The sequence below is a fragment of the Bacillus sp. FSL E2-8868 genome (assembly GCF_038005505.1).
GTDB classification, from domain to species: Bacteria; Bacillota; Bacilli; order Bacillales; family Bacillaceae_G; genus Bacillus_A; species Bacillus_A mycoides.
Window position 1 is genome coordinate 468,673 of sequence record NZ_JBBOTI010000002.1, and the last position, 26,571, is coordinate 495,243.

General features: G+C 34.5%; 40 protein-coding genes and 2 pseudogenes. 7 read left to right on the forward strand and 35 right to left on the reverse strand.

The annotated features are described in order from the left end of the window. Nucleotides 1–31 precede the first annotated feature (31 nt). A complete protein-coding gene (locus tag NSS74_RS13310; RefSeq protein WP_061675499.1) occupies nucleotides 32–274 on the forward strand; it encodes a hypothetical protein in 243 nt (80 codons plus the stop codon). 54 nt (nucleotides 275–328) lie between these two features. Here NSS74_RS13310 and NSS74_RS13315 read toward each other — a convergent pair whose 3' ends face one another. Then, nucleotides 329–1,009, reverse strand: coding sequence for a DUF3600 domain-containing protein (locus NSS74_RS13315; protein ID WP_340813762.1), 681 nt, complete (start codon nucleotides 1,007–1,009; stop codon nucleotides 329–331). Next, nucleotides 1,006–1,584, reverse strand: a complete 579-nt coding sequence (locus NSS74_RS13320) for a sigma-70 family RNA polymerase sigma factor (protein WP_002165914.1) — start codon at nucleotides 1,582–1,584, stop codon at nucleotides 1,006–1,008. Before NSS74_RS13320 ends, NSS74_RS13315 begins: the two co-directional genes overlap by 4 nt. Before the next feature lie 207 nt (nucleotides 1,585–1,791). Here NSS74_RS13320 and NSS74_RS13325 point away from each other — a divergent pair, with 207 nt between their 5' ends. Next, nucleotides 1,792–2,778: a quinone oxidoreductase family protein gene (locus NSS74_RS13325; protein ID WP_340813764.1), complete on the forward strand. Its 987-nt coding sequence runs from the start codon at nucleotides 1,792–1,794 to the stop codon at nucleotides 2,776–2,778. 29 nt (nucleotides 2,779–2,807) lie between these two features. Beyond that, the gene (locus tag NSS74_RS13330) at nucleotides 2,808–3,446 is read left to right on the forward strand and encodes a zinc dependent phospholipase C family protein (RefSeq protein WP_340813767.1); all 639 of its coding nucleotides are present in this window, start codon (nucleotides 2,808–2,810) and stop codon (nucleotides 3,444–3,446) included. Between the two features lie 44 nt (nucleotides 3,447–3,490). Here the strand turns inward: NSS74_RS13330 and NSS74_RS13335 are convergent. Further along, nucleotides 3,491–3,553: pseudogene (locus tag NSS74_RS13335) on the reverse strand (VOC family protein); the annotation flags it as partial. Nucleotides 3,554–3,848: 295 nt separating this feature from the next. On the opposite strand from NSS74_RS13335, the gene NSS74_RS13340 reads away from it, so the two are divergent. Then, nucleotides 3,849–4,928 (forward strand): RNA-guided endonuclease InsQ/TnpB family protein, encoded by a 1,080-nt coding sequence (locus NSS74_RS13340; RefSeq protein ID WP_002085987.1) that lies wholly within the window; start codon nucleotides 3,849–3,851, stop codon nucleotides 4,926–4,928. A gap of 298 nt (nucleotides 4,929–5,226) precedes the next feature. On the opposite strand, the gene NSS74_RS13345 is transcribed toward NSS74_RS13340, so the two are convergent. The 4 genes from NSS74_RS13345 to NSS74_RS13360 form a co-directional block, all read right to left on the reverse strand. Beyond that, nucleotides 5,227–6,396 (reverse strand): DEAD/DEAH box helicase, encoded by a 1,170-nt coding sequence (locus NSS74_RS13345; RefSeq protein WP_002012513.1) that lies wholly within the window; start codon nucleotides 6,394–6,396, stop codon nucleotides 5,227–5,229. A gap of 19 nt (nucleotides 6,397–6,415) precedes the next feature. Next, a complete protein-coding gene (locus NSS74_RS13350; RefSeq protein ID WP_061689841.1) occupies nucleotides 6,416–6,943 on the reverse strand; it encodes a hypothetical protein in 528 nt (175 codons plus the stop codon). A 90-nt stretch (nucleotides 6,944–7,033) separates the two neighbouring features. Further along, nucleotides 7,034–8,722, reverse strand: a complete 1,689-nt coding sequence (locus tag NSS74_RS13355; protein ID WP_002031556.1) for a formate--tetrahydrofolate ligase — start codon at nucleotides 8,720–8,722, stop codon at nucleotides 7,034–7,036. 93 nt (nucleotides 8,723–8,815) lie between these two features. Next, entirely contained in the window at nucleotides 8,816–9,496 is a 681-nt protein-coding gene (locus NSS74_RS13360; RefSeq protein ID WP_340813770.1) for a class I SAM-dependent methyltransferase, read from the reverse strand. A gap of 358 nt (nucleotides 9,497–9,854) precedes the next feature. On the opposite strand from NSS74_RS13360, the gene NSS74_RS13365 reads away from it, so the two are divergent. After that, the gene (locus NSS74_RS13365; protein ID WP_340813772.1) at nucleotides 9,855–10,193 is read left to right on the forward strand and encodes a permease; all 339 of its coding nucleotides are present in this window, start codon (nucleotides 9,855–9,857) and stop codon (nucleotides 10,191–10,193) included. 30 nt (nucleotides 10,194–10,223) lie between these two features. Here NSS74_RS13365 and NSS74_RS13370 read toward each other — a convergent pair whose 3' ends face one another. The 4 genes from NSS74_RS13370 to ytfJ form a co-directional block, all read right to left on the reverse strand. Then, a complete protein-coding gene (locus tag NSS74_RS13370) occupies nucleotides 10,224–10,436 on the reverse strand; it encodes a hypothetical protein (RefSeq protein ID WP_002012518.1) in 213 nt (70 codons plus the stop codon). Nucleotides 10,437–10,505: 69 nt separating this feature from the next. Next, nucleotides 10,506–10,826, reverse strand: coding sequence for a hypothetical protein (locus NSS74_RS13375; RefSeq protein WP_002118741.1), 321 nt, complete (start codon nucleotides 10,824–10,826; stop codon nucleotides 10,506–10,508). Between the two features lie 51 nt (nucleotides 10,827–10,877). Further along, entirely contained in the window at nucleotides 10,878–11,654 is a 777-nt protein-coding gene (locus NSS74_RS13380) for a hypothetical protein (RefSeq protein ID WP_002085994.1), read from the reverse strand. Nucleotides 11,655–11,814: 160 nt separating this feature from the next. After that, on the reverse strand, nucleotides 11,815–12,240 hold the full coding sequence (ytfJ, locus tag NSS74_RS13385; protein WP_002127061.1) for a GerW family sporulation protein: 426 nt from the start codon (nucleotides 12,238–12,240) through the stop codon (nucleotides 11,815–11,817). Nucleotides 12,241–12,372: 132 nt separating this feature from the next. Here ytfJ and NSS74_RS13390 point away from each other — a divergent pair, with 132 nt between their 5' ends. Continuing rightward, complete coding sequence (locus tag NSS74_RS13390) at nucleotides 12,373–13,158, forward strand: GNAT family N-acetyltransferase (RefSeq protein ID WP_061689839.1); 786 nt, start codon at nucleotides 12,373–12,375, stop codon at nucleotides 13,156–13,158. Between the two features lie 312 nt (nucleotides 13,159–13,470). On the opposite strand, the gene NSS74_RS13395 is transcribed toward NSS74_RS13390, so the two are convergent. From NSS74_RS13395 to NSS74_RS13500, 22 genes and pseudogenes are all read right to left on the reverse strand, one after another. Continuing rightward, the gene (locus NSS74_RS13395; protein ID WP_061675493.1) at nucleotides 13,471–13,653 is read right to left on the reverse strand and encodes a hypothetical protein; all 183 of its coding nucleotides are present in this window, start codon (nucleotides 13,651–13,653) and stop codon (nucleotides 13,471–13,473) included. A 6-nt stretch (nucleotides 13,654–13,659) separates the two neighbouring features. Then, a complete protein-coding gene (locus NSS74_RS13400; RefSeq protein WP_154696156.1) occupies nucleotides 13,660–13,833 on the reverse strand; it encodes a hypothetical protein in 174 nt (57 codons plus the stop codon). A 169-nt stretch (nucleotides 13,834–14,002) separates the two neighbouring features. Continuing rightward, a complete protein-coding gene (locus NSS74_RS13405) occupies nucleotides 14,003–14,179 on the reverse strand; it encodes a hypothetical protein (protein WP_172796676.1) in 177 nt (58 codons plus the stop codon). A 50-nt stretch (nucleotides 14,180–14,229) separates the two neighbouring features. Further along, nucleotides 14,230–14,478, reverse strand: a complete 249-nt coding sequence (locus NSS74_RS13410; protein ID WP_340813775.1) for a DUF4176 domain-containing protein — start codon at nucleotides 14,476–14,478, stop codon at nucleotides 14,230–14,232. A gap of 2 nt (nucleotides 14,479–14,480) precedes the next feature. Continuing rightward, the gene (locus NSS74_RS13415; protein WP_235707023.1) at nucleotides 14,481–14,633 is read right to left on the reverse strand and encodes a hypothetical protein; all 153 of its coding nucleotides are present in this window, start codon (nucleotides 14,631–14,633) and stop codon (nucleotides 14,481–14,483) included. A 58-nt stretch (nucleotides 14,634–14,691) separates the two neighbouring features. After that, entirely contained in the window at nucleotides 14,692–15,468 is a 777-nt protein-coding gene (locus NSS74_RS13420; protein WP_061689838.1) for a hypothetical protein, read from the reverse strand. 26 nt (nucleotides 15,469–15,494) lie between these two features. Next, nucleotides 15,495–15,686 carry a hypothetical protein gene (locus NSS74_RS13425; RefSeq protein ID WP_061675491.1) on the reverse strand — a complete coding sequence of 64 codons (192 nt, stop codon included), beginning with the start codon at nucleotides 15,684–15,686 and terminating at the stop codon, nucleotides 15,495–15,497. A gap of 126 nt (nucleotides 15,687–15,812) precedes the next feature. Beyond that, nucleotides 15,813–16,001 (reverse strand): hypothetical protein, encoded by a 189-nt coding sequence (locus NSS74_RS13430; protein ID WP_061675490.1) that lies wholly within the window; start codon nucleotides 15,999–16,001, stop codon nucleotides 15,813–15,815. 1 nt (nucleotide 16,002) lies between these two features. Next, nucleotides 16,003–16,191 (reverse strand): hypothetical protein, encoded by a 189-nt coding sequence (locus tag NSS74_RS13435; protein ID WP_061675489.1) that lies wholly within the window; start codon nucleotides 16,189–16,191, stop codon nucleotides 16,003–16,005. 162 nt (nucleotides 16,192–16,353) lie between these two features. After that, nucleotides 16,354–16,539: a hypothetical protein gene (locus tag NSS74_RS13440; protein WP_061675488.1), complete on the reverse strand. Its 186-nt coding sequence runs from the start codon at nucleotides 16,537–16,539 to the stop codon at nucleotides 16,354–16,356. 171 nt (nucleotides 16,540–16,710) lie between these two features. Beyond that, the gene (locus NSS74_RS13445) at nucleotides 16,711–16,890 is read right to left on the reverse strand and encodes a hypothetical protein (RefSeq protein WP_061675524.1); all 180 of its coding nucleotides are present in this window, start codon (nucleotides 16,888–16,890) and stop codon (nucleotides 16,711–16,713) included. Nucleotides 16,891–17,272: 382 nt separating this feature from the next. Then, on the reverse strand, nucleotides 17,273–17,461 hold the full coding sequence (locus NSS74_RS13450) for a hypothetical protein (protein ID WP_061675486.1): 189 nt from the start codon (nucleotides 17,459–17,461) through the stop codon (nucleotides 17,273–17,275). 86 nt (nucleotides 17,462–17,547) lie between these two features. After that, a pseudogene (locus tag NSS74_RS13455) lies at nucleotides 17,548–17,741 on the reverse strand (hypothetical protein). Further along, complete coding sequence (locus NSS74_RS13460) at nucleotides 17,742–17,936, reverse strand: hypothetical protein (protein ID WP_061675484.1); 195 nt, start codon at nucleotides 17,934–17,936, stop codon at nucleotides 17,742–17,744. A gap of 13 nt (nucleotides 17,937–17,949) precedes the next feature. After that, complete coding sequence (locus NSS74_RS13465) at nucleotides 17,950–18,165, reverse strand: hypothetical protein (RefSeq protein WP_061675523.1); 216 nt, start codon at nucleotides 18,163–18,165, stop codon at nucleotides 17,950–17,952. Nucleotides 18,166–18,314: 149 nt separating this feature from the next. Further along, nucleotides 18,315–18,743: a GNAT family N-acetyltransferase gene (locus NSS74_RS13470; RefSeq protein ID WP_061675483.1), complete on the reverse strand. Its 429-nt coding sequence runs from the start codon at nucleotides 18,741–18,743 to the stop codon at nucleotides 18,315–18,317. A gap of 3 nt (nucleotides 18,744–18,746) precedes the next feature. Further along, nucleotides 18,747–19,112, reverse strand: coding sequence for a cupin domain-containing protein (locus NSS74_RS13475; protein WP_061675482.1), 366 nt, complete (start codon nucleotides 19,110–19,112; stop codon nucleotides 18,747–18,749). Nucleotides 19,113–19,124: 12 nt separating this feature from the next. Then, a complete protein-coding gene (locus NSS74_RS13480; protein ID WP_002127033.1) occupies nucleotides 19,125–19,610 on the reverse strand; it encodes a GNAT family N-acetyltransferase in 486 nt (161 codons plus the stop codon). Next, nucleotides 19,607–20,167 (reverse strand): 2'-5' RNA ligase family protein, encoded by a 561-nt coding sequence (locus NSS74_RS13485; protein ID WP_061675481.1) that lies wholly within the window; start codon nucleotides 20,165–20,167, stop codon nucleotides 19,607–19,609. The genes NSS74_RS13480 and NSS74_RS13485 overlap by 4 nt, the downstream gene beginning before the upstream one ends. Nucleotides 20,168–20,173: 6 nt before the next feature. Further along, entirely contained in the window at nucleotides 20,174–20,740 is a 567-nt protein-coding gene (locus NSS74_RS13490) for a GNAT family N-acetyltransferase (protein WP_340813778.1), read from the reverse strand. Between the two features lie 231 nt (nucleotides 20,741–20,971). Next, nucleotides 20,972–22,099, reverse strand: a complete 1,128-nt coding sequence (locus tag NSS74_RS13495) for a metallophosphoesterase (protein WP_340813779.1) — start codon at nucleotides 22,097–22,099, stop codon at nucleotides 20,972–20,974. A gap of 150 nt (nucleotides 22,100–22,249) precedes the next feature. Beyond that, complete coding sequence (locus NSS74_RS13500) at nucleotides 22,250–22,672, reverse strand: GNAT family N-acetyltransferase (protein ID WP_340813780.1); 423 nt, start codon at nucleotides 22,670–22,672, stop codon at nucleotides 22,250–22,252. A 131-nt stretch (nucleotides 22,673–22,803) separates the two neighbouring features. On the opposite strand from NSS74_RS13500, the gene pdxR reads away from it, so the two are divergent. Beyond that, nucleotides 22,804–24,204 carry a MocR-like pyridoxine biosynthesis transcription factor PdxR gene (pdxR, locus tag NSS74_RS13505; RefSeq protein WP_340813782.1) on the forward strand — a complete coding sequence of 467 codons (1,401 nt, stop codon included), beginning with the start codon at nucleotides 22,804–22,806 and terminating at the stop codon, nucleotides 24,202–24,204. A 44-nt stretch (nucleotides 24,205–24,248) separates the two neighbouring features. Here the strand turns inward: pdxR and NSS74_RS13510 are convergent, their stop codons facing one another. Together NSS74_RS13510 and NSS74_RS13515 are read right to left on the reverse strand one after the other, a co-directional pair. After that, nucleotides 24,249–25,106 carry a YitT family protein gene (locus tag NSS74_RS13510; protein ID WP_060749812.1) on the reverse strand — a complete coding sequence of 286 codons (858 nt, stop codon included), beginning with the start codon at nucleotides 25,104–25,106 and terminating at the stop codon, nucleotides 24,249–24,251. A gap of 169 nt (nucleotides 25,107–25,275) precedes the next feature. Beyond that, on the reverse strand, nucleotides 25,276–26,484 hold the full coding sequence (locus NSS74_RS13515; protein WP_340813785.1) for a macrolide family glycosyltransferase: 1,209 nt from the start codon (nucleotides 26,482–26,484) through the stop codon (nucleotides 25,276–25,278). Between the last annotated feature and the right edge of the window lie 87 nt (nucleotides 26,485–26,571).

Consider the following 26,571-nt stretch of genomic DNA (forward strand, 5'->3'; position numbering starts at 1 on the left):
CAAAATACATTTCAAACAAGGGAGACTTATTATGAAATTAGGGACTTTCTCGTTTCTAACGTTTATCGCAAGTATATGTTCTTTCTTTGTTTTAAGAGGACCTAATGCAAATTTAACATTAATTATTGTGCTTCTAAGTACTCTTTCATTACTCGGTATTATTTTTGCGATCGCGTCAAAGAATTGGCTATTTAAAATAGTTGGTACTGCATTAAATGGAGTAATAATAGTATTTGTATATTTCTTATTGCTAGCAAAAGGAATAGGTGGTTAATATATTTACGTTTCAATAAGAAAAGCTCACAGCTTAAGCTATGAGCTTTTTTACTTATCTCACCTTTTCATCTACATACTCCATAAACTGTTCTGCTTTAATAAATCTTTCTTTATAAGCTTCAGGTACTTCTTCTACTGTTATCCCACCTCTCGATTTCGCTTTTACTAATACAGTTTGATATGACATTAACGCTTCCATATATTGTTCATACTCTTCTGAAGTTAATACTTCTTTACTAGATTTATGGCCATTTAATTTATCAAAATACGGCTGAAGTTCCATTTCTACCTTTTTCATTTCCTCTTTTTTAGCTGGTGATAATTGATCATAATCAATATTACCGTTCGAATCCCCGTACTCAAGCTTTGCATTCGTTAATTTCTTTAGTTCTTTTGTAAACTCTTCATATTCCTTCGCACCCATTTCGTCTTTCGCTTGTGATAACTTTGCATTAAAACGCATATACGCTTCTAATGTCATCGCTCCGGCATGTTTTTTTAAGTTCTCAAACGAACCGTATATACCATCCGCCATAATAGATTGGTAAGCAAAACCAGTCGTTGGGATTAAAAATGTGGCTGCAAGCACTCCTGCGATAAGGCGCTTCTTCCTTTTACTTCCCCCGCTCTTCATTTTTATTTGAACAATTACTTTTTCTTTTAACTCCGGCGGGGCAATAATCCCCTTCGCTTCTTCTTGTATAGATTCTCTAACTCTACAATCTAAGCTCATTTCACATTCCCTACCTCTCCTAAAAAGATTTCTTCTACTTGCTCTTTTTGACGTAGTTTCTTTAATGCCGCATGAATTCTAGACTTCACTGTACCGATTGGAATATGTAATATTTGTGCTACTTCTTCTTGAGAGTAATCGTGTAAGTATCTTAAGATAATAACTTGTTTCAATTTATACGGTAACTTATGAATGAGTTCGATTAATTTTTGATTTGATATTTTACTTACAACATCGCTAGAAAAATCAATTTGTACTGGTTTTCTTTGCTCTTCTGCTTTTTTTACAATTCGTAGTCGCATCCACCTCTTTCTTCTATAAGAATGAATTTGTTTAATCGCAAGTCCAATTAACCATGGACGAAATGGCTTCTCGCTATCATATTTACGAAGCGATTCATATAGCTGTATGTATATTTCTTGAACGACATCATCTACATCTGCTTTGTCTTCTATTAAAAAATGTGCTGTCTTATATATTTCTTGAATCGTTTTATCATACAATTCGCTATATGCTTCTTTATTGCCTGATAAAGTTAATTGGATTAAATCTGAATACACTGTTTCCCCCTTCATGTACCATCCCTCCTTTGTCCTACACTATATATTGGCAAGAAAACGATATTTCGTTCGATTTCTTTCAAAGTTTTTTCAAATAAATTAATATAATGATGCAATGACTTCATAAGCTTCACTTATAACCCTGCATAACAATTATATAATTTTCCAATTCTTAATGAAGATTTAAAATGATTTATATAGTCAAATTTAGGAGGATATTATATGAAAGCTATCGTTGTAACTTCGTTCGGTGGTCCTGAAGTGATGAAATATACGGACATGGATATTCCTACAATTTCAGATAATCAAGTTTTAATTCGCGTTGTTGCTACTAGTGTTAATTTCGCCGATATTAAATCACGTTATGGCAAAAAAGGAAACAAAGCATTACCTTTTATTCCAGGTATAGATGTAGCTGGTATTGTAGAACACGTAGGTTCTCAAGTGAAAAATATTCATTCTGGACAACGTGTCATCGCTTTCCCTCAAAACGGATCTTACGCAGAATACGTTGTCGCAAACGAAAATCTTACTTTCGTTTTACCTGATGAAGTTGATTTCCAAACTGCAGCTGCCTGCCCTATCGTATCTTTTACAAGCTATAATTTACTCGCAAATGTTGCAAGGATTCAACAAGGTGAATCTGTTCTAATTCATGCAGCTGCTGGAGGAATTGGTACTACCGCGATTCAACTCGCAAAATTATTAGGGGCTAAAAAAGTAATCGGGACTGTCGGAAGTGAAGCAAAAAGAAAAATTGCTTTAGATGCTGGCGCTGATTATGTTATTTGTCATCAAGATGAAGATTTTGTAGAGAGGGTAAATCAGCTTACACACGGAGAAGGCGTTAATATTGTTTTAGATTCTATTTCTGGAACTGTTTCTGAAAGAAGTTTAAACTGCCTTGCTTATTACGGTCGCCTCGTCCATTTCGGCAATGCTAGCGGAGAAGTTGGTAGTTTTCAAACGAAAGATTTACACGCAAGTTGCCGTTCTATACTCGGTTTCAGCTTTGGCACTACACGGAAAAAACGTCCTGAATTGCTTCAAGAAACTGCGAATGAAGTTTTCCGTTATTTACGCGATGGAAGTTTACAAATTAAAGCTACGAAATCTTTTCCCCTTCAAGATGCAGGGAAAGCACATGAATGGGTCGAAAGTAGACAAAGTACAGGGAAAGTAATACTACACGTTCAGACAGCTCCCTAAAATGAATACATGAAATAGAGGTGTTATTCATGGGATCACGAATTATGCATATCATTATCGCGAGCGGTATTGCTGAGAAACTTTCTATTCAAGATAAAACTTCTTTCTTACTTGGTGGTGTAGCTCCTGATGCTGTTCATTCAAAAAAAGAAAAAGGAACTTCACATTTTTACGCTGGTACAACGAAGAACTATACGAGAAGAATAGATTATGATTCATTTATTCATAAATACGAAGATCATCTGGATTCCCCTTATATTTTAGGTTATTATACCCACCTCATTGCCGATGATAATTGGCTAAGCGGCTTTTTTCTACCTTGGCTTAAAAACAGAATAGAAAACGACGAAACTATCGCACCTATGTACTATAACGATTTTAAATTATTGAACGCACAATTGTTGCATCATTACGATAAAGAACAGCAGCTCTTCGCCCTACTTAATCAAGAGGCTAACATTGTGAATATAGAGGAGATTTCTAGAAAGAATGTTTTAGCTTTTCGGCAATATATTTTTGAAGATATGCTATATCCTGAGCAACACTTGCACGAAAACTTACAAGTGTTTTCATTTGATCAAATCGTTGGTTATATTGAGACTGCAATTGAAAAAGGAACATTTTTTATAGAACAACTCGCTAATAAAAAATTGACTTCAAATATTTAATCCCCCTCATTATTTACGAGGGGGATTTTCACATAACTATATAATTATTTATTTTTTTCCATTACTGCAAAGTAATTCCCTTCACTATCAGCAAAGTTAAATACTTTACAGCCCTTTCCGAACGAGAAAGCCCATCGCCTTTAGGCATGGGCTAAAAGTAAGGTTGGATACGGAGTACCACTAAAAATCGTAAGGTTCATGGTACTTTATGTATACAAAGTATAGGTAGTTTCATTGGATCTTTTTGTTGTGATTTTTCGAAAATAAATGATACATTGTAACTATGGTAAATGATTATAGAAGAACGTTGCAAAGTTTATGGACACGTTCTTATTTTGTTTCTACAGCTAAAAATGTAGCAAATGAAAATATGTTGAAAATCAAAAACAAGGGGTGAAACGTATGTCACAGACCCTAACAGCGAAAGTGAAATTGATTCCAACAAAAGAACAAAGTCGTTTATTGGAAGAAAGTAGTCGTGAGTATATCAAAGTCATGAATATGCTTGTATCAGAAATGGTTGAAGCAAAAAAAAGTACGAAAAAAAGCACAAAAGATATTGAAGCAAATATCCCCAGCGCAGTGAAAAATCAAGCGATTAAAGACGCGAAAAGTTTGTTTGCTACAAAAGTAAAGAAAAGTCATTATAAAATCATTCCAATTATAAAGAGACCTGTTTGTGTATGGAACAATCAAAATTATTCATTTGATCCTACTTATATTTCAATCCCATTTAAGGTAAATGGAAAGTCGACTCGTGTAAAAATCCGAGCTTTATTAAGTGATAAAAACAATCGTAATCTGAATCTGTTAAAACATAAATTAGGTACACTTCGCATTACAAAGAAATCGAATAAGTGGATAGCCCAAATATCTGTCACACTTCCTATCAATAAAAGGACAGGAACGAAAATTTTAGGCATAGACTTAGGTCTCAAGGTCCCTGCAGTAGCAATCACAGATGATGATAAAGTTCGTTTCTTTGGGAATGGTAGGCACAATAAATATAAAAAGCGTAAGTTTCGTAGTGTCCGTAAGGAGTTAGGAAAAGACAAAAAAGTGAAAGCCATTCGAAGAATGGATGATAAAGAGCAAAGATGGATGCAAGATAAAGATCACAAAATAAGTCGTGCGATTATTAATTTTGCGATTGCAAATCATATTTCTGTCATTCGATTAGAACAACTAACGAATATAAGACAGACGGCAAGAACAAGCCGTAAAAACGAAAAAAACCTACACACTTGGTCATTTTATCGTTTGTCACAATTTATTGCCTATAAAGCAATGATAGCTGGTATTCAGATTGAATATGTGAATCCAGCTTATACAAGTCAAAGTTGTCCGAAATGTGCTAAAAAGAATAAGGCTCGAGATAGAAAATATAAGTGTTCGTGTGGGTTTAAGACACATCGTGATATCGTTGGAGCGATGAATATTCGCTACGCAACTGTGATTGATGATAACAGTCAATCAGCCTAAGCACCTTTATGGTCTGGTTTAGGAGGGGCAATGAGATGCCCTTATCTTGAAGGCTGTTCAAAGCAGAAATGGATTGCGAACGATTAGTCATTCAAGAATCCCACCCGTAAATCCGTAAGGATTCGGGCTTGCGACTTTAGTCGTGGGAGTCTCAACAGAAGGCATAGTTACCATCTCGCCAACTGTAACATTTTTATTTTATATGTATTTCTTCACGAAATTTATCAACTGACTCGTTCACTACTTTACCAATAAACATAAAAGACGTAACTACGCATAGTTACGTCTTTCTCATTATTTATCTAGGTTTTTTCTTACCAGTAAAGGCTGGTTTCTTTTTCTTTGGTGCTGGTGGTTTCGATTCTACAAATGTTCCTTTGAACATTTCTTGTTTCGTAAACACGATACCTAATTTTTTCGCAAATTGAAGTAATTTACGCTCTTCTTGTTCTGTTACAAGAGAAACAACTGTTCCTTCTTTGCCCATACGTCCAGTACGTCCTGAGCGGTGAATATATTGGTCTACTGTGTCTGGTAACTCTAAGTGGATTACGTGTGTTAAATCATCGATATCTAATCCACGTGCTGCAATATCAGTAGCAAGTAATATTTCTAATTTCCCGCTACGGAACGCGCGCATCGTTACTTCACGCTCTTGTTTGCTTGCCTCTGCATGAAGTGCTGCTGCTTTCATTTTACGGAACTTCAGTTTTTGAGTAATTTCATCTAAACGGAATGGATCATTTAAGAAGGCAACTGCTTTTACATTTCCCATATGCATAACTCTTCTAATATAATCATTTTTTTCACGACGCTCACAAACGATATACGTATGTTCAACTAGGCTCTGTGCCTCTGAACGTGTTACACGTACTAATTGTGGTTCAACTGTCAAATCACGTGCCGCATCTTCTGCAGCTTTTGTTATTGTCGCCGAGCAGAACACTAATTGACGATCGCGCATCGTTGATTTAATTACATCAAGTACAGCACCCATCATCTTTTGTTTTACAATTTGATCAAACTCATCAAATACAATCGTTTTCACTTCATGCATCTTTAATTTTTTCATGCGAATCAACTCTAAAATACGTCCTGGTGAACCGACAATAACTCTCGGATGTTTCTTTAATTTTTCAACTTGGCGCTTAATATCCGCACCACCAATTAAAGACGCACCTGAAATATCCGTTCCTGCTGTAAACTTTTGAACCTCTTCATGAATTTGCATAACAAGTTCACGAGTTGGCGCTAAAATTACAACTTGAGGTTGTTTAACTTCAGGATTAATTTTATGTAAAAGTGGTAATAAGTACGCTAATGTTTTTCCTGTTCCAGTTGGAGATTCAGCAATAACGTCTTGTCCTTCTAAAATAGTTGGAATCGCTTGTTTTTGAATTTCAGTAAATTCTTTAAAACCAGCCTTTTCCCAAGCTTGTTGTAAAAATGGTTGCATATCTTTTATCATTTGTTTTTCTCCTTTATCTCTATTTTTGAAGAAAATGTTGTATTGTTCGCACCGTTTCTATCATGTGTGAAATAACAGCTATTAAATCATCAACATGGTCTTCTGTAATCGATTTTTGAAATAGAACCTCTACCTTATTATGATATGAAATCGCTCGCTTATTATATTCGTATGAAATTTTTTGCGTAATCATTCGCTCTTTTCCCCATATAGAATGCAATAAAGTTTCAATTTCTTCGCATCCTATCTCTGGTTGCTCCATTTCGAACGAGAATTCCAGCTTCATTTCACAACCTGGTATAAACTGAGGTACTTCTAATATTTCACCTGATAAATTCTTTGCATCAACAGATAGTGAAAATGTCGCCTCTACCATCGTTTTAAATGTTTCTGTTAGTTGAAATGAAATACTATACATACGACTTAATGAAGCAAGGTCCATCACATCTTTTCGATCCGTTACGAGAATATCACCGTGTAAATCGAAATCATAGACAGCTCCTTCCACAATTACCTTTAAATTTTCAAAAGCAGTTGGATCAAACATAATTTCCTCCAAAAAACAGGCGCCTTTCGATGGAAAGGCGCCACTTGATGTATATATAGTTTACAGATAAACGAGATGAATTACAACCTTTTAGAATAAACCTACTGCTTTTCCATCTTCATTTACATCCATTTGCAGCGCAGCTGGCTGTTTTGGAAGGCCTGGCATTGTTAACATTGTTCCTGTTAACGCAACGATAAACCCTGCACCGATAGATGGTTTTAATTCACGAATTGTAACGATAAAGTCAGATGGGCGACCTAATTTTGTTGCATCATCTGAAAGAGAGTATTGTGTTTTCGCCATACAAATCGGTAGGTTACTCCAACCTTCTCCCTCATATTGAGCTAATTGCTTACGTGCTTTCGGAGCAAATTCAATATCTTTTGCGCCGTACACTTTTTGAGCAATTGTACGAATTTTTTCTTCTAATGGTAATTCTAATTCATAAAGTGGTGCGTAGTTGTTTTCACCTTTTTCAATTTCTTTTAACACTTTCTCAGCAAGGTCAACTCCGCCTTGGCCACCTTTCTCCCAAACTTCTGTTAAGGATACTGCATAGCCACGCTCATTGCACCATTCTTGTAAGTATGCAACTTCTGCATCTGTATCAGTAATGAATTTGTTAATGGCAATTACGAAAGGAACACCGAAGCTTTGAATTGTTTCAACATGCTTCTGTAAGTTCTCCATACCTTTTGCTAACGCATCTACATTTTCTTCTTTTAATTGATCTCTCGCCACACCACCGTGCATTTTAAGCGCACGAATAGTCGCAACAATAACTACCGCTTCTGGTTTAATACCAGCTGCACGTGCTTTAATATCTAAAAACTTCTCGGCACCTAAATCTGCACCGAATCCAGCTTCTGTAATAACATAATCACCTAATTTTGCTGCCATTGTCGTAGCGATAACACTGTTACAACCGTGAGCGATATTCGCAAATGGTCCGCCATGAATGATAGCTGGTGTATTTTCTAATGTTTGTACTAAGTTCGGTTTTAATGCATCTTTTAATAGAAGTGTTAACGCTCCTTCTACTCCTAAATCTTTAACTGTTACAGGTTGATTTGAAAAATTATAAGCGACAACAATGCGAGATAGACGTGATTTTAAATCTTGAATATCTGTTGCAAGGCAGAATACGGCCATAATTTCAGATGCTACTGTAATATCAAAGCCATCTTCACGTGGTACACCTTGAACCGGTCCACCAAGGCCAATTACTACATTACGAAGGGCACGATCATTTAAGTCAACACAGCGTTTCCAAACGATTTTACGCGTATCAATTCCAAGTGTGTTTCCTTGTTGGATATGATTATCAATGAACGCCGCTAATGCGTTATTGGCAGTTGTAATCGCATGAATATCTCCAGTAAAGTGAAGGTTAATATCTTCCATTGGTACTACTTGAGAATAACCACCACCTGCTGCTCCGCCTTTTAATCCCATTGTTGGTCCAAGAGATGGTTCGCGAAGTGCAATTACTGTTTTCTTACCAATTTTATTAAAAGCTTGACCTAAACCAACTGTTACTGTTGATTTACCTTCTCCTGCTGGAGTTGGGTTAATCGCTGTTACTAAAACAACTTTACCGTCTTTCTCATCTTGTAAACGCTTAAAAATATCAAGAGATAACTTGCCTTTATAATGTCCGTATGGCTCTAGTTCTTCTTCTAAAATATTTAAATTAGCTGCAATTTCTTGAATCTTCTTCATACTTGCTTCTTGTGCGATTTCAATATCAGATTTAACTGTTGTAGTAGTTGTCATATACCCTAGTCCCCCTTTAATTGATTCTGATGATATTGTATCAGTTTTTTGTATTTTCTGCACTTATTTACCTCCTAAAACCCTTCAATTTTGTTATACGTTTTTTAACATAAATACCCATAAAAATGTTAACGCTTGTTGTAACTCTGTAGGTAGCTGACCTAACATCTTCTCATTTACTCCGCGCTTATATACGCCGGTACCATCTACAACTTCAAATCCTTGTTCTTTTGCTAACTGTTCAAATTCCCAAGGCATCATCGTATTGCAAACAACGTCTTTGCCGTATAGGCGAGGATAACTATTTTCTCTCGGTTTTGCTGTCGGTCCTAAAATTGCAATACATGCGTATCCATCTTTCTTTAAAACACGCTTTATTTCATTTAATGCTCGCAACGGCTCCTCGGTCCATTCTAAAGAATTAATTGCCATAATTGCTTCAAATTTCTCATTTTCAAATGGTAATGAAGAAAGATCACCTTTTATAAAAGATAAGTTTGGGTCTTCTCCGCGCTCCTTACCCTTTTGAATCATAACTTCCGATAAGTCCACCCCAACCGCTTTGTAGCCAGTAAGACTTAATTTATATGTACCATACCCATCACCACAGCCAACATCTAACACTTGTACTTCCTTTTCCACGTACTGCTCAAAAAATGGAATGATTGTAATCCTGCTCCCGCTATCCCACATTTCTTGACTATTTTGATTCCAAAACTCTGCATTGTTATCCCATTTTTTCTCTGCCGATTCATGCCAATTAAACTTCGCCATACATTCCCCTACCTTCACGTATTATCATTCATTTCATTCTACATCATGTTCCAAAATCCCTGTTTATCTTCATAAGGAGATAAAGTGAAACTTTAATCAGTGGGAGTGTTTGTTCGTCCCCCACTGATTATTATTTGAGCAATCGGGCTTTCACTGGCAGCCCGCCTCCCATCTAACTTCTTTGCTCCAGCCGAATTTTGAGGCGGGGGTCTTACTGCACGGCAAATAGCGGGATAAACAGGATGACAACGGAATCTATTTTCTCCAATTTTTGCTTTACTTGGGTTTAACTCATACTCATGTTCTGCTCCTTATGAAAGATACTATAGATACACCCAATTGAAAGAGAGGGATGTACATGCGAAGAAAGAGAAATCATCATTTTAAAAGTGGTGAAAAAAACGAAGAGTATGCAGCTGAAATATCTCCGGCTGGTATTCCGATTAGACATGAGCGCAAAGAAATTGCAAATGAAAGAGAAGGTACAAATACCGGTGCAATGATCGGCTATGTCGCATTATTTCTTTCGTTATTCTCCATTGCTTTTTATCCTGTTACACTCGGCTCCCTTGCTATTTTAGTTGGCTTATTAGCTGTCAATTTTGGAGCGAGAACACTTGGATATACCGCAATTGGTTTTGGTAGTTTTTCTGTTTTATTTACTTTACTCTATCCGCTTGCTTTGTCAGCGTTTTAAAAAAAACACACCAAGTTATACTTGGTGTGTTCATTCGTGATACAACATAATATGACCGCATCCACAACAATGCTTCGCTGTAATTTCTTGAAAAACTGGATAATTTTCTTCATCTCTATGCTCAATAAACACCTTTTCAAATCGGTACATGTTTGGCGCATATGCCCAATCTTGTTTCGTACGTGCATATAATGTTGAAGAAAAAAACTCCTCACCACCACAAACGATACATCCCTTCTTCATCAATACCCCTCCTATGCTTGTCTTACTTCATCTATATGAACATAAGCATAAAAAAAAGACCTTCTATTACTAGAAAGTCTTCTCTGAAACAAAAAGAAATGTACCGAATATACCTACTCCGCTATATTCTTTCGTAACACCAGCTTCTGTTTTATACGTTTGCTTTACAGTCATAAAGAAAACACCATTTCGTGCATCAATACTTTCAAACTGTAATTTCTCTTTTTTTTCATCTACATTTTGCGTGCATTCAAAGCTACTCTCGTCACATTTCAATGCATACTTATCCTCTAAATACAATTTAAAATCTGATTCTTTCGGACAAGTTATAAGTAATATTGCCACGAGAATAATACTTACAATACCCACAATTGTATAATATTTCTTCATTTGTTCTCCTTTCAAAAGACAAGAAAACTTGACTTCATGCGCCAAGTTTTCTTAGTCTACAACCCATTGCCACTCTTGTTCTTTCTTATCAAAAATGAGCCAACCCGTTTCTGTTGCTTCCGCTTTCAATTCATCGATATTATCTAGTACCTCATCCGTACTTTCGAATGATCCTACTACATATACCGGAATTTCAAGACCTCTTCTCGACTCAATTTTCCCCGCTAAATCAATGTATAATCCATCTTCCATTAACGGCATAAGCCCAAGGATAACTTCCTTTGAAATTGCTGGGAAAATTTTTGATTTTTGGAAGAAAGTAAAACGTTTCTTTCCAAACGAACCGAGTTTATATGGAATCACTTTACTCAGCATTCCTACAAAATCACCGATTCTACGGTAATACACTTTGTTGTACCAACCGTCATCATGTGAAAAATAAACGAATCTATTCTTCAACAATGGGAAGAACGTTCTTCCAAGTGGTTCTTTTTTGTGAGCCAAATATAATAATTCTGCAATTTCTTTTGGCTCTAACTCATCTAAATCGCTTGCATCATCGAAATCTACCCAACAAAATTCATCAAATTCATCAATCTCTGCTTGAATGAGTTTATGTATGTTTTCTTCCTCAACATATTCAAATAAAGTATGATAATGAAAATCTGTCCACTCAAAATTATGCTTTAAAAGCAATACTTGATGAAGCGGTGAAGGGATGTTACTTGCAAACTCTTTAAACGTAATTCCAGATGTAATAAAACAATGACCCCGACGATTACCATTAATATATATCATATTGTTTACTTGGTCAGATCCTCCAGACAAAGCACCTAGCCACCTTCGTTTTATATGTTTCAATTCTATAGCATATTTTAACATGAAAAATTTTAGAAACATAGAAAAAACTTCAAAAACTATTTACAATTTCATGTGTTTTATTACATACTGATTACAAGAAAAAACGCCTGCTTATGAGCAGGCGTTTTTAAAGGATTTCATCTGGGTTTTGAGGGTGATGATTTCCCTCTTTCTTTTCATCTGTTTGGAACATCGATTGAATTTTATCAATTGTTTGTGGAGCTAATTCAATTATTTTTTCCGCTAAATGTGTCGCATTTTGTAAATGAAGAATATTTACCCCGTCTTTATTCACGACTAGAAATGCTACTGGTGTAATAGAAACACCACCCGCGCTACCGCCACCAAATGCAGGGTTACCGTTCGCTCTTTGTCCATCATTCGTTTGGAAATCAGAACCTCCTGCTCCAAAACCGAACGCTACTTTAGAAACCGTTAACACCACACCACCGTCAGCCGTTTGAACAGGCTCTCCAACAATCGTATTTACATCAACCATTTCTTTTAAATTTTCCATTGCTGCTTTCATTAACCCTTGAATTGGATGATCCACCGTTCATAACCTCCTTTGTCATATCTTTCCTAGTTTTTCCGAAAGTTTGTGAACTAAACATAAAATTTTATATTGATTTCAAAAAACTTAAGTTGTAATATTTAGAAAAATAAAAAAAGAGGTCGATTCGTTATGATGCGAAAATTAACAAAGAAAGATCATGAACAAGTATTCGCTTACCTAAAAGAAGAAGCAGCCATTAACTTGTTTATTATTGGAGATATTGAAGCTTTCGGTTATGACACAGATTTTCAAGAATTATGGGGCGTATATAAAGAGAATGGAACATTAAAATCGATTTTACTTCGCTTTCACGATACATTTATACCGTATAGTAAAGAAGAGTTTGTGGTTACTGACTATGAGGCACTTCTTTCCGCATATAAGCCGCTTAAACTCTCTGGTAAGTCAACTATTGTAGAAAGATTTGAAACTGCTCCAAGTGTACAACTAGGCGCCAAAAATGAAATGTATTTTTGCGAATGTCTAAATGACAACAACTTACCTAACACACCAATTCATGAAACAATCAAACTTGCCTCACTCGATGATATAGAACGAATTATGAAATTACGAAGTAACATCGCTGAATTCCCAACTGCTAATGAATCAGAGAAAATGTTAAGGCAAGCTATCGAAACTAAAACAGGACGTACATACTATATTGAAAAAGACGGTGTAATCATCGCATCCGCCTCTACATCCGCTGAAAATTCATTATCTGCTATGGTTGTTGGAGTCTGTACACATCCGAATCATCGCGGGAATGGATATGCTTCGCTCATATTACAGAAAATGATTCAAGACTTCACAAATGAAGGCCGAACGCTTTGCTTATTTTATAACAATCCAGCTGCCGGACGAATTTATAAGCGATTAGGGTTTAAAGATATTGGAATGTGGACGATGTATCGATAATAATGCATAATACACGCAGAAGAGGCTGCCTATTATAAGTAGCCTCTTCTGCGTATAACTAATATCTATTCACATGTACTCCGCTTGTCGTTACTATATGATATACTATGAATTTACTTGTTAACTCTTGTTAATTTCTATAACATAAAAAAACAATTTAAATCTTTTATCTTTACAACTGAACCAATTAGGAACGCTTTATCGTTATTCTCTGTTCTTATTTAGATATATTTTTCGACTTGCTACTGAAATTTTCTAATAAATAGGAAATTCCAATACCTACTCCACCAATAATTAGAGCAACAATAGCTGTTAAAACCCTTTTTCCCATTGGCTGCGGAAAGAAGAAGGAAGAAAAAAATAACACTGCGGTAAAGATACACAATAAAATACGCCCTTGTTTAAAACATGCTTGATTGCTCCTTTTTCAATAATCATAATGATTGGTTTCACCTCTTCTAGTTTAACTACTGTTCCAATTGGAGATAGTTTCATAGGTATTTATTCTCCTCTATTTGTAAATTTTTTAGCTAAACGGTCAAATAATACTGAACTTCCATATGCCAACATCCCAATGCCAATCATAGCAATACTGAAAAATAATTTCTGCCATAAATTAAATGGGAAAAACCACCCTGCAATAACAAGTACCATTGTACCAATAATAATAATCATAAATCTGCCTTATTTAAGCATAACTTCGCTCCTCTTTTTCAAAGAAAAAATGAACCCTCCATTACCATGAGGGTAACGTTAAAAGAGGCAACCAGTAGGCCACCTCCCAAGTAAAACTATTAGTCATACATGTTACATATTTTCAGCTGTTATTCCATACAATCTATCTCTATTTTGCCCTCTTCCTTTTTCGATTTCTAAATATAATCTCTAACACTACTACTGTGGTGAATCCTACAGTTAGTTGTAAACCTGTAAACAGCAGTTTATCATTTAAAGGAATATCAGGTGCACTCCACAGTAATACCGGAGGGATAAGTATACCTATGATTACAAGAGTTCTCATTATCTTTCCCCTATCATGTTTTTAAAATCTATATGTATTTTTCATTCTTTTTACAATTCTACTAATTTCTCACGTAGGATCAATTCACTCTCAGTCATATACCCTCTATGCATTTCCTCTATAATCTTGCCATGATTAAATCCCAACACTTTTTCATCACCTAAATATCCAACAGGATAAGGAACACCTACATAGTCAAAATCACGTTTATCTGCCGAGACAGCCATTCTTCCAATTATCATAATTAGGTGTTCTATACCCTCTAGTTTAACAACTGTTCCAATTTGAAAAAGTTTCATAGTTATTTATTCTCCTTCTTCTTATTGAATTTTTCTATGATATTTACAACAACAGAGTTCCACACCAAGGAAATTACAGTAAATAAAATTGCAACCAAAGCAACTACAATTCTATCTTTCCATGTGTCATGTACGACCATTGACAGTATCATCATTATTAGTCCACCAGTACATATAATTATTTTTGTACCTTTACGCATATTCAAGTTATCATCACTCTTCTTTCTGAAATTTAAAAGAAAATCCTCCACCATAACCGTTAGGAGCTACTGCGGACAAAGCAAATTCTTGACCTGCACGGATTTTATAACCAAATCCACCAAGTATTAATTCTCCTTTAACGGTGATATCATAGTCACCAATTCCAGGGATAAAATCAGGGATCTTAATTCTACTAACTTCAGCTTCGTACGTTTGTACAGCGACCATCACTTCACTCTTAGCAGTAAAACCCTCAAGTCCCTGTACATAAGAAGCTGTCCCTTGTTTACTAGTGAAAGTAACACTCTCACCAAGACCTTTGGGTGAATTATAATTATAGACAATAGACTCTTCCGCAACTGCACCTTCCAATTTTATTCCTATCATATTTTTTTGCAAAACGTCTTCTTTAATAGAATTTAAAGTGTAAGGTAGATTCATCTCACCCGAGCCAGTAAGCGCTTTGAATGTAAAGTTTGTTTTATCAGACAGTGTATGCTTGGAAGTCATTACAGTTCCGTTAAGCTTTGCACTAAATCTGCCATCCTTTAGCGCTTCTGCACTACCTTGGAAATACTCGACATCATTTTGAGATTTTGCCTTCGCTATCATATAATTCATTTGATCCACTTCATAGAAACAATTTTTATCAATACTAATAAATGCACCGATAGCTGATAAAGAGTATAAGGGGAATTCTGGTGTTAACCCTAGATTATTTGTACAAAAAAAGAGAAACCGGTGTGGGTTACTCCTCTTGAAATCACTCTTAATAGGTACTATTATCATGATGATTTTCCCCTATTGTATTAGCCTTATTTATGTTTAAATTTACTATACGTTCGTTCGTGAAGTTTATTAGAACCAAGGGCACATGCTCCTAAAATAAGAACACCTATAATAAATCCAATCTTTTTAGGTAATTCATAAGGAGACATAATAGCGACTACAAGAAATATAGCAATTGCGACATATGTAATATATTTTCCAGTCTTAAATGGTTGCATATTAATATGCTCCTCTCTTAATCTTCAAACTTAATGGTACCACCTAGTCCATAACCATCTCCAACATATAATACCGTTTCTTATCCTAATTATTATTGGATTATCCCTATCCTTTTTCAAACTTTATTATTGTTTAAATTTGTTATGTATTCGTCCTACCACTTTATTGGCCCCCAACGAAATAGCTCCTAAAATAAAAACAAAAATAATAAGAGCAATCTTTTTAGATAGGCTATATGGCAATAACATAGAAAATATAAGAAGTATCGCGACTGCAACATATGTAATATATTTCCCCATTTTAATTGGATCCATCTCAACTTCCCTCCTTTGTTTTTTCAACTTTAATAAATCCTCCAAGTCCAAATGCTTCTCCAAAGTAACCGTCTGTCTCAGCATCTAATTGCACCCTAGAGCCAGATGAACCTAGTTCAACTTCTCCTATTGCTATCAGATTATGATCTCCTATAACTAGAGTGAAATCTAATATAAGAAAAGATTTCATTCAACTTCTTACTTATTAACCGGAACTTCTATTGCTAGTTTGGCTGTCTACATAGTCAAAATTACATTTATCTGCCGATTCAAGCATTCTACCAATAATTATAAAGATTGTTTTATTTCGTTTAGTTTCAATACTGCTCCAATCGGAAAAAGTTCATTCATTTCACTTTTTATGTATCTTTTGATAAACTCGTTCAAATAGAACTGAAGACCCCACAGCTATTACACCAAATAAAAATACTACAAGTACATTTATTAATCTTGTTTTATTTTCTGCAGGCACCATAAAACTCGCGATGAGTGTTACTAATGTGCCAATAATAATTATAATTCTTCCTTGTTTTAACATTCAGTTACTCCTTTTTCTTTGTCCAAGCTACCTTTATAGCCATATTAACTGAATTTGTATTCATCTATATTTAGAATAATCTCAGAAATATCTATTTTTCTTCATTTCAATTTATAGAAAAGAAATGCTCGTGTAACTCTCCTTCTATAGAAATACTCATCAATCCAAGTTTCATTTATTTATCCTCCTGCTAATATAATCCATTAAAGTAATAGCTCCGATCCCCATAGCTCCCCAGAAAACCATACTAAATGTATATATTACCTTTTCCTTAATTGAATATGGACCCATTAGTCCAACAATGATTGAAATTACAACTCCTATAATCATTACAATTTTCGCAATTTTCATCATCCTACTGCCCCTTATCCATCTTCTTATTAAATTTTTGATTCACCATAATTAATTTATTAGCAGGATATACCTATAATAAATTAGATCCTTCCTTTCTTAAACAAACTAATTATTTCTATCTCTCTCTAAATTTATTAGTTATATATTCTACTAAGCTTGTAGTCCTAAGAGACATTACACCCAATACAAGTATAAAAGTGAAAGTAATAATTTTCCCTTTTAAATCGAAAGGAAAAAACAAACTAGCAATAGCCATTGCTATAAACCCAACAATTTTAATAATTTTTGACGATTTAAACATTCTCTTATTCCTCTCCCAAATATTCTTGAATTTTGCGAACAACCCACCAACTACTTTTCAACTTGGTAAAATTTTTATTTATTCCTCTTTTCTTTGCTTTTTAATAATGTAATCTAATAAAGTAATTCCACCTAACCCGATTGCACCATAAAAGACCATACCTAGTGTATGTACTATCTTTTCTTTTAACGAAAATGGAGCTATTAGTCCTGCAATGATTACTATTACAATTGCTATTATCATTACGATTCTTGCAATTTTTATCATCCTATTACTCCTTATCCGTCTTCTCAAGATTTACAAATCTACACCTTTGGGTTTTATTACTGTTCCCACTTGTAAAAGCTTCATAGTCACTCTCTTTCAGTTTTTATTTCCCTAATAAATTCCATTATGTATGTAAATCCAATTGCTAATCCGCAAAAAACAAGTACAAAAAAAAAGTAAGAATATGATCCCCTAATGACTGCGGAAAAAATAATGAAAGTAATGCAATAATAGGTACTGTTATTAAATATATAGTTCTCATATGTTTAAAAGGGCGCATTTATTTACTCCTTTTTCTATTGAATTTCTCCATAATATTTATAACAATTGAGTTCCATACTAGTGAAACCCCAGTAAATATAAGAACAGCTAGCGAAATAACAATTTTATCTTTCCACGTTTCTCCATTTATCATAGCGAGTGTAATGAATAATACTGCAGCAATACATATTACTATTCGTGTTACTCTACGCATTTTAATCCCATCCTCACTCTTCTCTCTTTAATTTAAATGAGAATCCTCCACCATATTCATTAGGTGCTGTTGCGGAAAAGCCTGATTCTTCACCTGCACGGATTTTATAACCATACCCACCCAGTATGATTTCACCTGTAACATTTATATCATGAAATACTGATATAAGGATAAAATCAGGGATCTTAATCTTCGTAATTTCCGCTTCGTATACTTGCAAAGCTATCATGTTTTTTTCTTCATATTTATAGTAATTTTTGCTACTTTCCCTCAATTTTCACCCCTATTATATCTTTTTCAAAAAATCTTATTTAACTGCATTCCAACTATTAGATAAATTAAATTCAACAAGAGCACTTCCCGCCGGAAATATTTCTCTCACTTCAAAGTCATAATTACCTGTCTTTCAACAAACCCAAAATCTTCGTACATCTCTTTTGCAAAATTCCCAGCAAATACATTCAAACGAATTTCGGAATACTTCTCCTTCAATTCCTTAATGCCAGCCTCCATCAATTCTCGTGATAATCCTCTCCCGCGATATTCCGGGAAAACGTATAACTCATATATAAATCCAAGTTTTTCACGAGAAAAATAATCAGTATTTTCCCCTATTAATATCCAACCCATTACTTTATTTGCTTCTTTAACGACTAAATAATATGCTCCCTTTTCTATAATTGGCTCTGTAATTTCAATCGCTTTCTCCGTACTTAACTGACAATTTCCTCTCGTCCCTTCAAAAAGCGATTGAGCTGCATATTTTAATATTTCATTTGTATCTTCTTGATTTGCCTTTATTATCATTTTTCACAACTCCCCTTGAATAATAGGCATTATTATCGCTTGTTCAAGATTCTCCACTTCCATAACAATTGCCATCAAGCCCTTTTCCGTACTCGTCTCATGTAACTCACCCTTCTCCCAAAATACAGCTTGTCCAGCTTCTACCTTCACTTTTTCTTTATCTGCCCCGCATACATATCCTTCACCATCCACAATAAGAAGCAGTTGAGATACAACTGCTTCATGATATCCGATGATTCCATTCTCTTGTAGATGCATAGAACCGATATGTATATTCCCTTGATGTTTTAATATTTTTGACATTATAAAGTTAGATTGAAATGCTGATATATGCTCTCCCACTTTTTCACTGAAATCAAAAATTTTCATTTCTGATCCTCCTTATATGTATAAAACCATTCTCACTGTTTGCAGCATATGTCCTTCGAAATCTTCTTCAAATTGCTCTAAAGCCGCAAAACCTTTTGCTTCATAAAATCGTTTTCCTTTTTCATTTTCCGCTTCTACATGAATGTACATTTTTCGAATCCCTTTTAACGTCGTGATCCCTTTTTGTAACAAAGCTGTCCCTATCCCTTTCCCTTGCTGATCTGGCAACAAATAAATTGCACCTAATTCTGCTTCGTTTTGCAGTCTAATTGGTGAAAAATTTGCAAAGCCAATTACTTCTCCCTCTTCTTCCGCAACAAATAAATGTGTATTTTCAAGGCGATATTTCATTTTTTCATCGGAATACGCTTCATTTAAAAAGTTGTCTTGAATCTCTCCCGGAATAATTCCTTCGTAAGTATCATGCCAAGCTATTTTCGCTACGTTTTGTACAGCATGAATATCTTCTTGCTTCATTTCTCTAATTACATATGTCATCTCGATGTCTCCATTCTCTTTAAATTACACTCTGCTAAAATACTAGAAGAAACGGCAAAACCATCTTCATAATTTACCTTAATTAATTTTAACTTCTCAATCGAAGCTAGTGTAACATCAAACTTTTCATATATATATTCCATTACACTTAAAAATTGATTTGAATTTAACCCATTAGCAATCGTGCAATGTGGAACCCATTTTCCTGGTACGTAATATGACTGTAGATTATCATGAAAAACTTTGAAATAATCATGATAAGAATGATGAAGTCTTAATAACTCATCAGTAATGGTTGGTGCTAGAAAGATCGTTCCGTTAGTAGGAAAAGTTCCAACTGAAGGAAAAGTTACAGCGGAGATGTTCTCTTGAAAAACTACAAACTCCTCTAATTTCTTCGTGTATAAATTAACATCTAACTCATTATAATCAGCCAATGTAATATGTGGTTCTACTCCAGCTAGTTGATTTATTCCAATTATATTTGTTAATTCATTTTGCAATTCTCTAATTTTATTAGTGAACACACAATCAAATGTAGCAATAATAGCGTACATGCTTCCTCACCCCTTCGTTACACATAGCACTTCCCATTCTTCACGAATCATTCCCATCCGAATAGAATCATAGTATGTCCCGTTATAATATCGACATTTTCTCATTCTACCTTCTAATCTCATTCCTATTTTTTCTGCTACTTTTATCATTCGTTCATTGCCAGACCAAGTCGTGAGCCCCACTCTACCAATCTCCATATTTTCAAATAGTAAATCTCTATATAGTGTTAATGCTTCTGTACCGTAGCCACCATTCCAGTATGCTGGATCATAAATAACGATGCCCATCTCTAACCAACGCGTCGGTTTATGTTCCCAATAAAAACCTACTGTCCCAATGATTTGACCGTCATTTTCGACAATTAAATTCGATAGCGGTTCTTCTTTTAAACGTTTTTGTGAATTTTCTTTATATGGCGTGTATTCTTGCATTGATATTGGAAAGTATGGTGCATCCCATTTCTTCCATTCTGGGTTTTCTTCTTTATATACAATACTCCATAATGTTTTTATATCTGATTCCTCAATTGTACGAATTGTAACTTTGTTCCCCTTTAATATAACGTTTTGCATAATTTCCTCCTACATCTCTCTTTATTTCATATATAATTATAATGTTTTTTCTGAAAAATCAAAACAAAACTATACTCTATATTGTATAATTTTGTTATAAGATACGAATTATTTATGTAAGTTCGCTAATTTTTTCGAGTTTAATTTAGAAACGGAACTTCGAAAAAAATTAGATGAAGTACGAACTCGTAACATAGTTAATAAAAAACAGGAGGTTATATCCCTCCCATTTTAGCTAAATATTGTATTTCCCTTCTTTTCTACCTCAAGTAGAATTCCTTTCTCTATCCAGCCTTCTACACCATCTTTTTTAATTAAATCATATCCCATGCAGCTACCATCCATTAAAGAAACTGTATCCCCTTTTCTAATACTGATTTGCGCACAAGAAATATCCGTTTTCACTGTATACTCACCTGATTCTAGTTGCTTTATATACTCGTTTTTCACATGAAGTAATTCATTTGTTCCTAGTTGTTTACATACGGTAAAACCTTTCATTCTCTCCACAGGTTCTATGTAATAATGTGGATATGTAACCCCGCCCTGCATTACTGAATTCGCATTAAAATCAGCCAATACTTCATACTGTGGAAAATGATCTACATATGTATAAGAAAACGTATCACCTGAAGTTGTCCTCTGAATAATAAATGCATTTAATTGCCCTGCTTCTTTAATCGCATTACCACCATCAATCGCAATAATTTTTTTCTCCTTATCAATAACTGGATTGTTAGACGGCGCCTCCTCGGAATAGTTCACAACAGGCCAATGTCCAACAATTACGTACTTATCCGCACTATGTGACTTATTAAAAAACTCCGGTATTGCAATTGCATTTTTCCTGTCTGTTTGTCTCCAATTCTCTCTATCTTCAAGGCCAGCATGTACAAAGATATAATCATCAGTTTCAATAGCAGTTGGCAATTCTGTTAGCCACTTTATTTCTTTTAAAAAATGGCTCATCAATATTTTTTTCACTTCACGAATATCACTTTCTTCATTAACGGTAACGTTCAATTTCGCTGACCATTCATTAAAAATTGTATTCTTTCTCGTACATAAATAATTTATTAGCGCAGGATTTTCATTTACAAGCGCTTCAACTACAGCTTCACAATTCCCTTCAATTACATAAACATTTGGCTTGCTAACTACTAGATCCATCACATAGTTTACGACGCCAATGCTATCGTTCCCCTTCTCACAAAGGTCGCCATTTATAATTAAATAATCATCATCTTTAAAATTAACTTTATGTAATAATTCCTTTAAAAGATTTAATTCGCCATGAATATCAGATATTACGATAACTCTTACACCTTTTGGGATTAATAGTTTCTGAATTTTTTCCAAGTATAAACTCCCCTAACCTTCTTTAAATTCAATATTATCGTCTCAATTATAAAGAAACTATTCGACAAAATAAGCAATTAACCCTCTTCATCTTATACTTCTAAATAAAAGTAGGTTCTATATGTTATCTCACATAGAACCTACTTAGTATTATAACTCTTTATAAAAAGAATAACTTACCTTATCATAGCCTTCTCTTTCATAAAAACGATGGGCATCAACCCTTGGAAACGCTGATGTAAGAACGATAGAACTGCACCCTTTTTCTTCCCCCCATTTTTCTACATATGATAGCAGAACCTTACCATACCCTTTTGATCTGTGAGCTTTCGCAGTTACAAGATCATATACGAAAACATGTTTCTCATTATAGAAATTCGTACAAATCGCTACACCAGCTAGACTAACAACTTCGTCATCTTCATTCTGTAACGAGAGTAGTTTATAATTTTCGTCTTTCATTTTTTGAAATAAAGAACTTGCTTCTTCTCTTGAAAGTTTCGTTCGTAGTTGCTGTAAAACGGGTAATACTTCATAGAACTCGCCTTCTGTTACTATTTCTCTAATATTCATTATGACTCTCCCCTAACTATTTATAAAATTTTCTAAATGTTATATCATTATTATAAAAAGTAACTGCCCCTTACTTAAGTGACAGTTTGATTCTTTTTTATAAGGCCAATTTTTAAAGGAGAATTCATAAAATGGATCTTACTATCCCATTGCAATTAGAAAGTAAAATACCAATTTACTTACAAATTTACGAATACATGAAACGAGAAATCTCTCAGGGATTACTACCTGCCGGTACACGCCTTCCTTCTCACAGAAATTTAGCGGTACAACTTAATGTTAGCCGTATTACTGTTGAATCTGCTTATCAACAATTACTAGCTGAGGGTTATGTAGAAAGTAAACCGAAACGTGGGATTTTTGTTGCGGAAGTTGATATTGATTTCATTCAAAATAAACAACACGTTGTGTCAAACAGCGCTAACAATATAAAAAAAGTACAATATGACTATGATTGTAGCCAAGGGCTGATTGATCAAAAAGCTTTTCCAATTACAAACTGGAAAAGAGCATTACAAGAAACTTTATTCCAGTATGAAAATGAATTATTTGCTAGAGAAGATCCTCAAGGTGAGTTCGTTTTACGAGAGCATATTTCAAAATATTTATATCATGCCCGCGGGGTACATTCTTCACCTGATCAAATTATTATCGGAGCCGGTACGCAGCCTCTTCTTTGGCTACTACTTCAACTGCTTGGTTCAAAAAAAGAATATGGAATCGAAAACCCTGGATTTCACCGTATAACTGCCATGATTCAAAGTTCTGGTCTTCCTGTTCACCCTATTTCATTAGACGATAAAGGGATTCGTATTTCAGCTTTACGTGAATCACGTTCCAATGTAGCATACGTCACTCCATCACACCAATTTCCTCTTGGAATGATTATGCCATTATCTAGAAGGCTCGAATTATTAAGATGGGCCAATGATTGCGGAGGATATATTATTGAAGATGATTATGACGGAGAATTTCGTTATGTAGGAAAACCTATTCCCTCTTTACAAGGACTAGATTCAAATGAACGCGTTATTTATATGGGAACTTTCTCGAAATCCTTCTTACCTTCTTTGCGAATGGGGTATATCGTTTTACCAACTCATCTATTAAAAATCTATACAGAGCTTGAAGGTATGTTTAAACAAACTGTTTCCACAATACAGCAACTCGCTTTTGCAACCTTTATTCACAATGGTGATTGGGAGCGCCATTTGAACCGTAGTCGTACGTTATATAAAAGAAAGCACACATTACTAGTTAAATCTATCAAAAATGAAATGGGATCTCGTGTTCAAATGCTTGGCGAACAGTCTGGACTGCATATCGTACTTCATGTTCATAATGGTATGAACGAACAAGAACTGATTCATACTGCTGCAAACCAACAAATCAAATTATACCCACTCTCTACATATGATTCTGTACATAATTTAAGCGAGGCGTCATATGTACTACTCGGTTTCGGCAGCATTCCCGAAGATAGTATCGAAATTGTAGTCAAATTACTAAAGGAAGCCTGGTTCCCTAAGTAAAATAACTCCACATAAGTTATACTTATGTGGAGTTATTTTACACACTATTTTTCTGATACGTCTCCTGATCGAGCAGTCCTTCCTGGACGCTTAACACCAGTTGTTTCTGTTGAATAAGAAGCTTCAATTATAGCGGTTGGATCTACAGAGAGAACGAGATCTTTCATTTTTGGATAAATGAAACGGTTTGTAATACAATAAATGATTTTCTTGTGCTCTCCTAAAAAACCACCTTCTCCATGTAGATACGTAACGGATAATTGCAATTCTTTCATAAGCAAATCGCCTATTTCTTTATTTTTCCCAGAAATAATCATAACGCTCTTTCCTTGATTAATACCGTCTAATATGAAATCTATCATCTTCGTAACAATATAGAAAATTGCTAATGAGAACATCGCTTGCTCAATTGAAAATAAAATAGCAACAAATACAAAAATAACCGCATTTACAGCAAGTAAAAATGTACTAATTGGTACTTTAAAATGCTTGTTCATCCAAACAGCTAACATTTCTGATCCATCAATTGCTCCGCCCATTTTTACAACAATCCCAACACCAACACCAAATAGAACTCCTCCATAAAGTACAATTAATAATTCCGAAGTCGTAATTGCTGGAAATGGTTTTAAATAAATCAATCCGAGTGTTGTAACAACATTTGCATAGGATGTACGGATAAAGAACTTCTTACCCATTACTTTTGCAGTAAATAACAAAATAGGAATATTAAGTCCTAAAAACACTCCGTAAAGCGGTAATCCTGCAACTTTATTTGCCATAATAGCAATCGCAGTTACCCCACCGTCTACTAGGCCATTAGGCGCTAAAATAAGTTCTAGTGAGCCCGCTACAATAATGGATCCAATTGTTAATAATACGTATTCGAATAATTTTTTCATTCATTACCCCCAAAACTTATATATTTTCTTAGTATTATTTTAACGTAATTTTACTACTAATTCAAAGATATCAGTTTATATACACAAAAGTTTCACCTTTATAGTGATTTTTTATGTAATTTATTTATAAAAACACACTTACGTATTTCAGTAAGTGTGCTCCAAACATTTATTTAAGTTTTAAGTATGAATTCACTTTCATTTTAAATATTTCATCAACTGCTCTATTATACCCACCAGCATTTCGAAGTGACTCTCCAACTTTACGACTATTTTCCTTAAACGTTACATCATACATTACTTTCTTTACAGTCTCACGTAACAATTCAGAAGTTAATTCTTTACGATTAAGCCTTATTCCAGCTCCTACTTCACTCACTCGTTTCGCAACTAAAGGCTGATCTCCTGTTACCGGAATTACAACTAACGGGACACCGTAATATAGTGCTTCACTCGAACTATTCATACCACCGTGTGTCACGAATACATCAGCGTACTGTAATACTTCTAATTGCGGCACATAATTATACAACTTAAAGTTATTCGGAATGTTTTCAAATTGACTTATATTTATCTTCTTACCAACAACTAATACGACTGTCGCTTCTACATCTTTAAACGCTTCAAAACATTTTTCATATAACTCAGGTTGTTCATTAAAAACTGTTCCCATAGAAATGAAAATCAATTGTTTATCTTTTAAACCTTCCATAGGAAAGCTATCTACTTCTTTTCGAGTAGCAATTGATGGACCGACAAACTTATACGATTCATCGAATACATCTGAACGCGGCTGATATTCCTTTGAAGTATATACAATAGTAATATCACCAGGATGATTCATAATATCATACATATTAATACATTTCATTCCATACTGCCTATTCCATTTTTCCATTCCCGCTAAACAAGATTGATATAATGGATTAGTTTCATCTACTTGTCTCGATTCTTGTTCATCATTAAAAGTAATGTACTGATTAAAAGCAAACGTTGTACAAGAAGAAACGCTAGGTAATTTTAAAACATTCGCTATAATACGTCCTACTGGAAAATGATTATCGTATATCAAGTAATCGTACTTTTCCCCTTTTGTTTCTTCTACAATTTGAGTAACAATACGCTCTGATGCTTCAATCATATGAGATAGCATCGTCAAAGGACTCCCACCTTCATTTACTCGTTCCATAATATTAATTTGAGAGAGGAAATTCTCAAACACTCGGAATTCTGCACCTGTTACTTCAATCTTCTTTCTATAATCTTCAATACAATACGAAACAACCGTTTCCCCTCGCCGAATTAACTCACTTACAATAGCTAAAGTCGGATTTATATGACCTTCTCCAGGGAAATTTATTACGAGTACATTTGCCATCATATTCTCTCCTATCTAATATGATTAATAGTTAATTATATTAATTAATTTAAAACTATTAAGTAATCTATTCTACTTCTTCATATT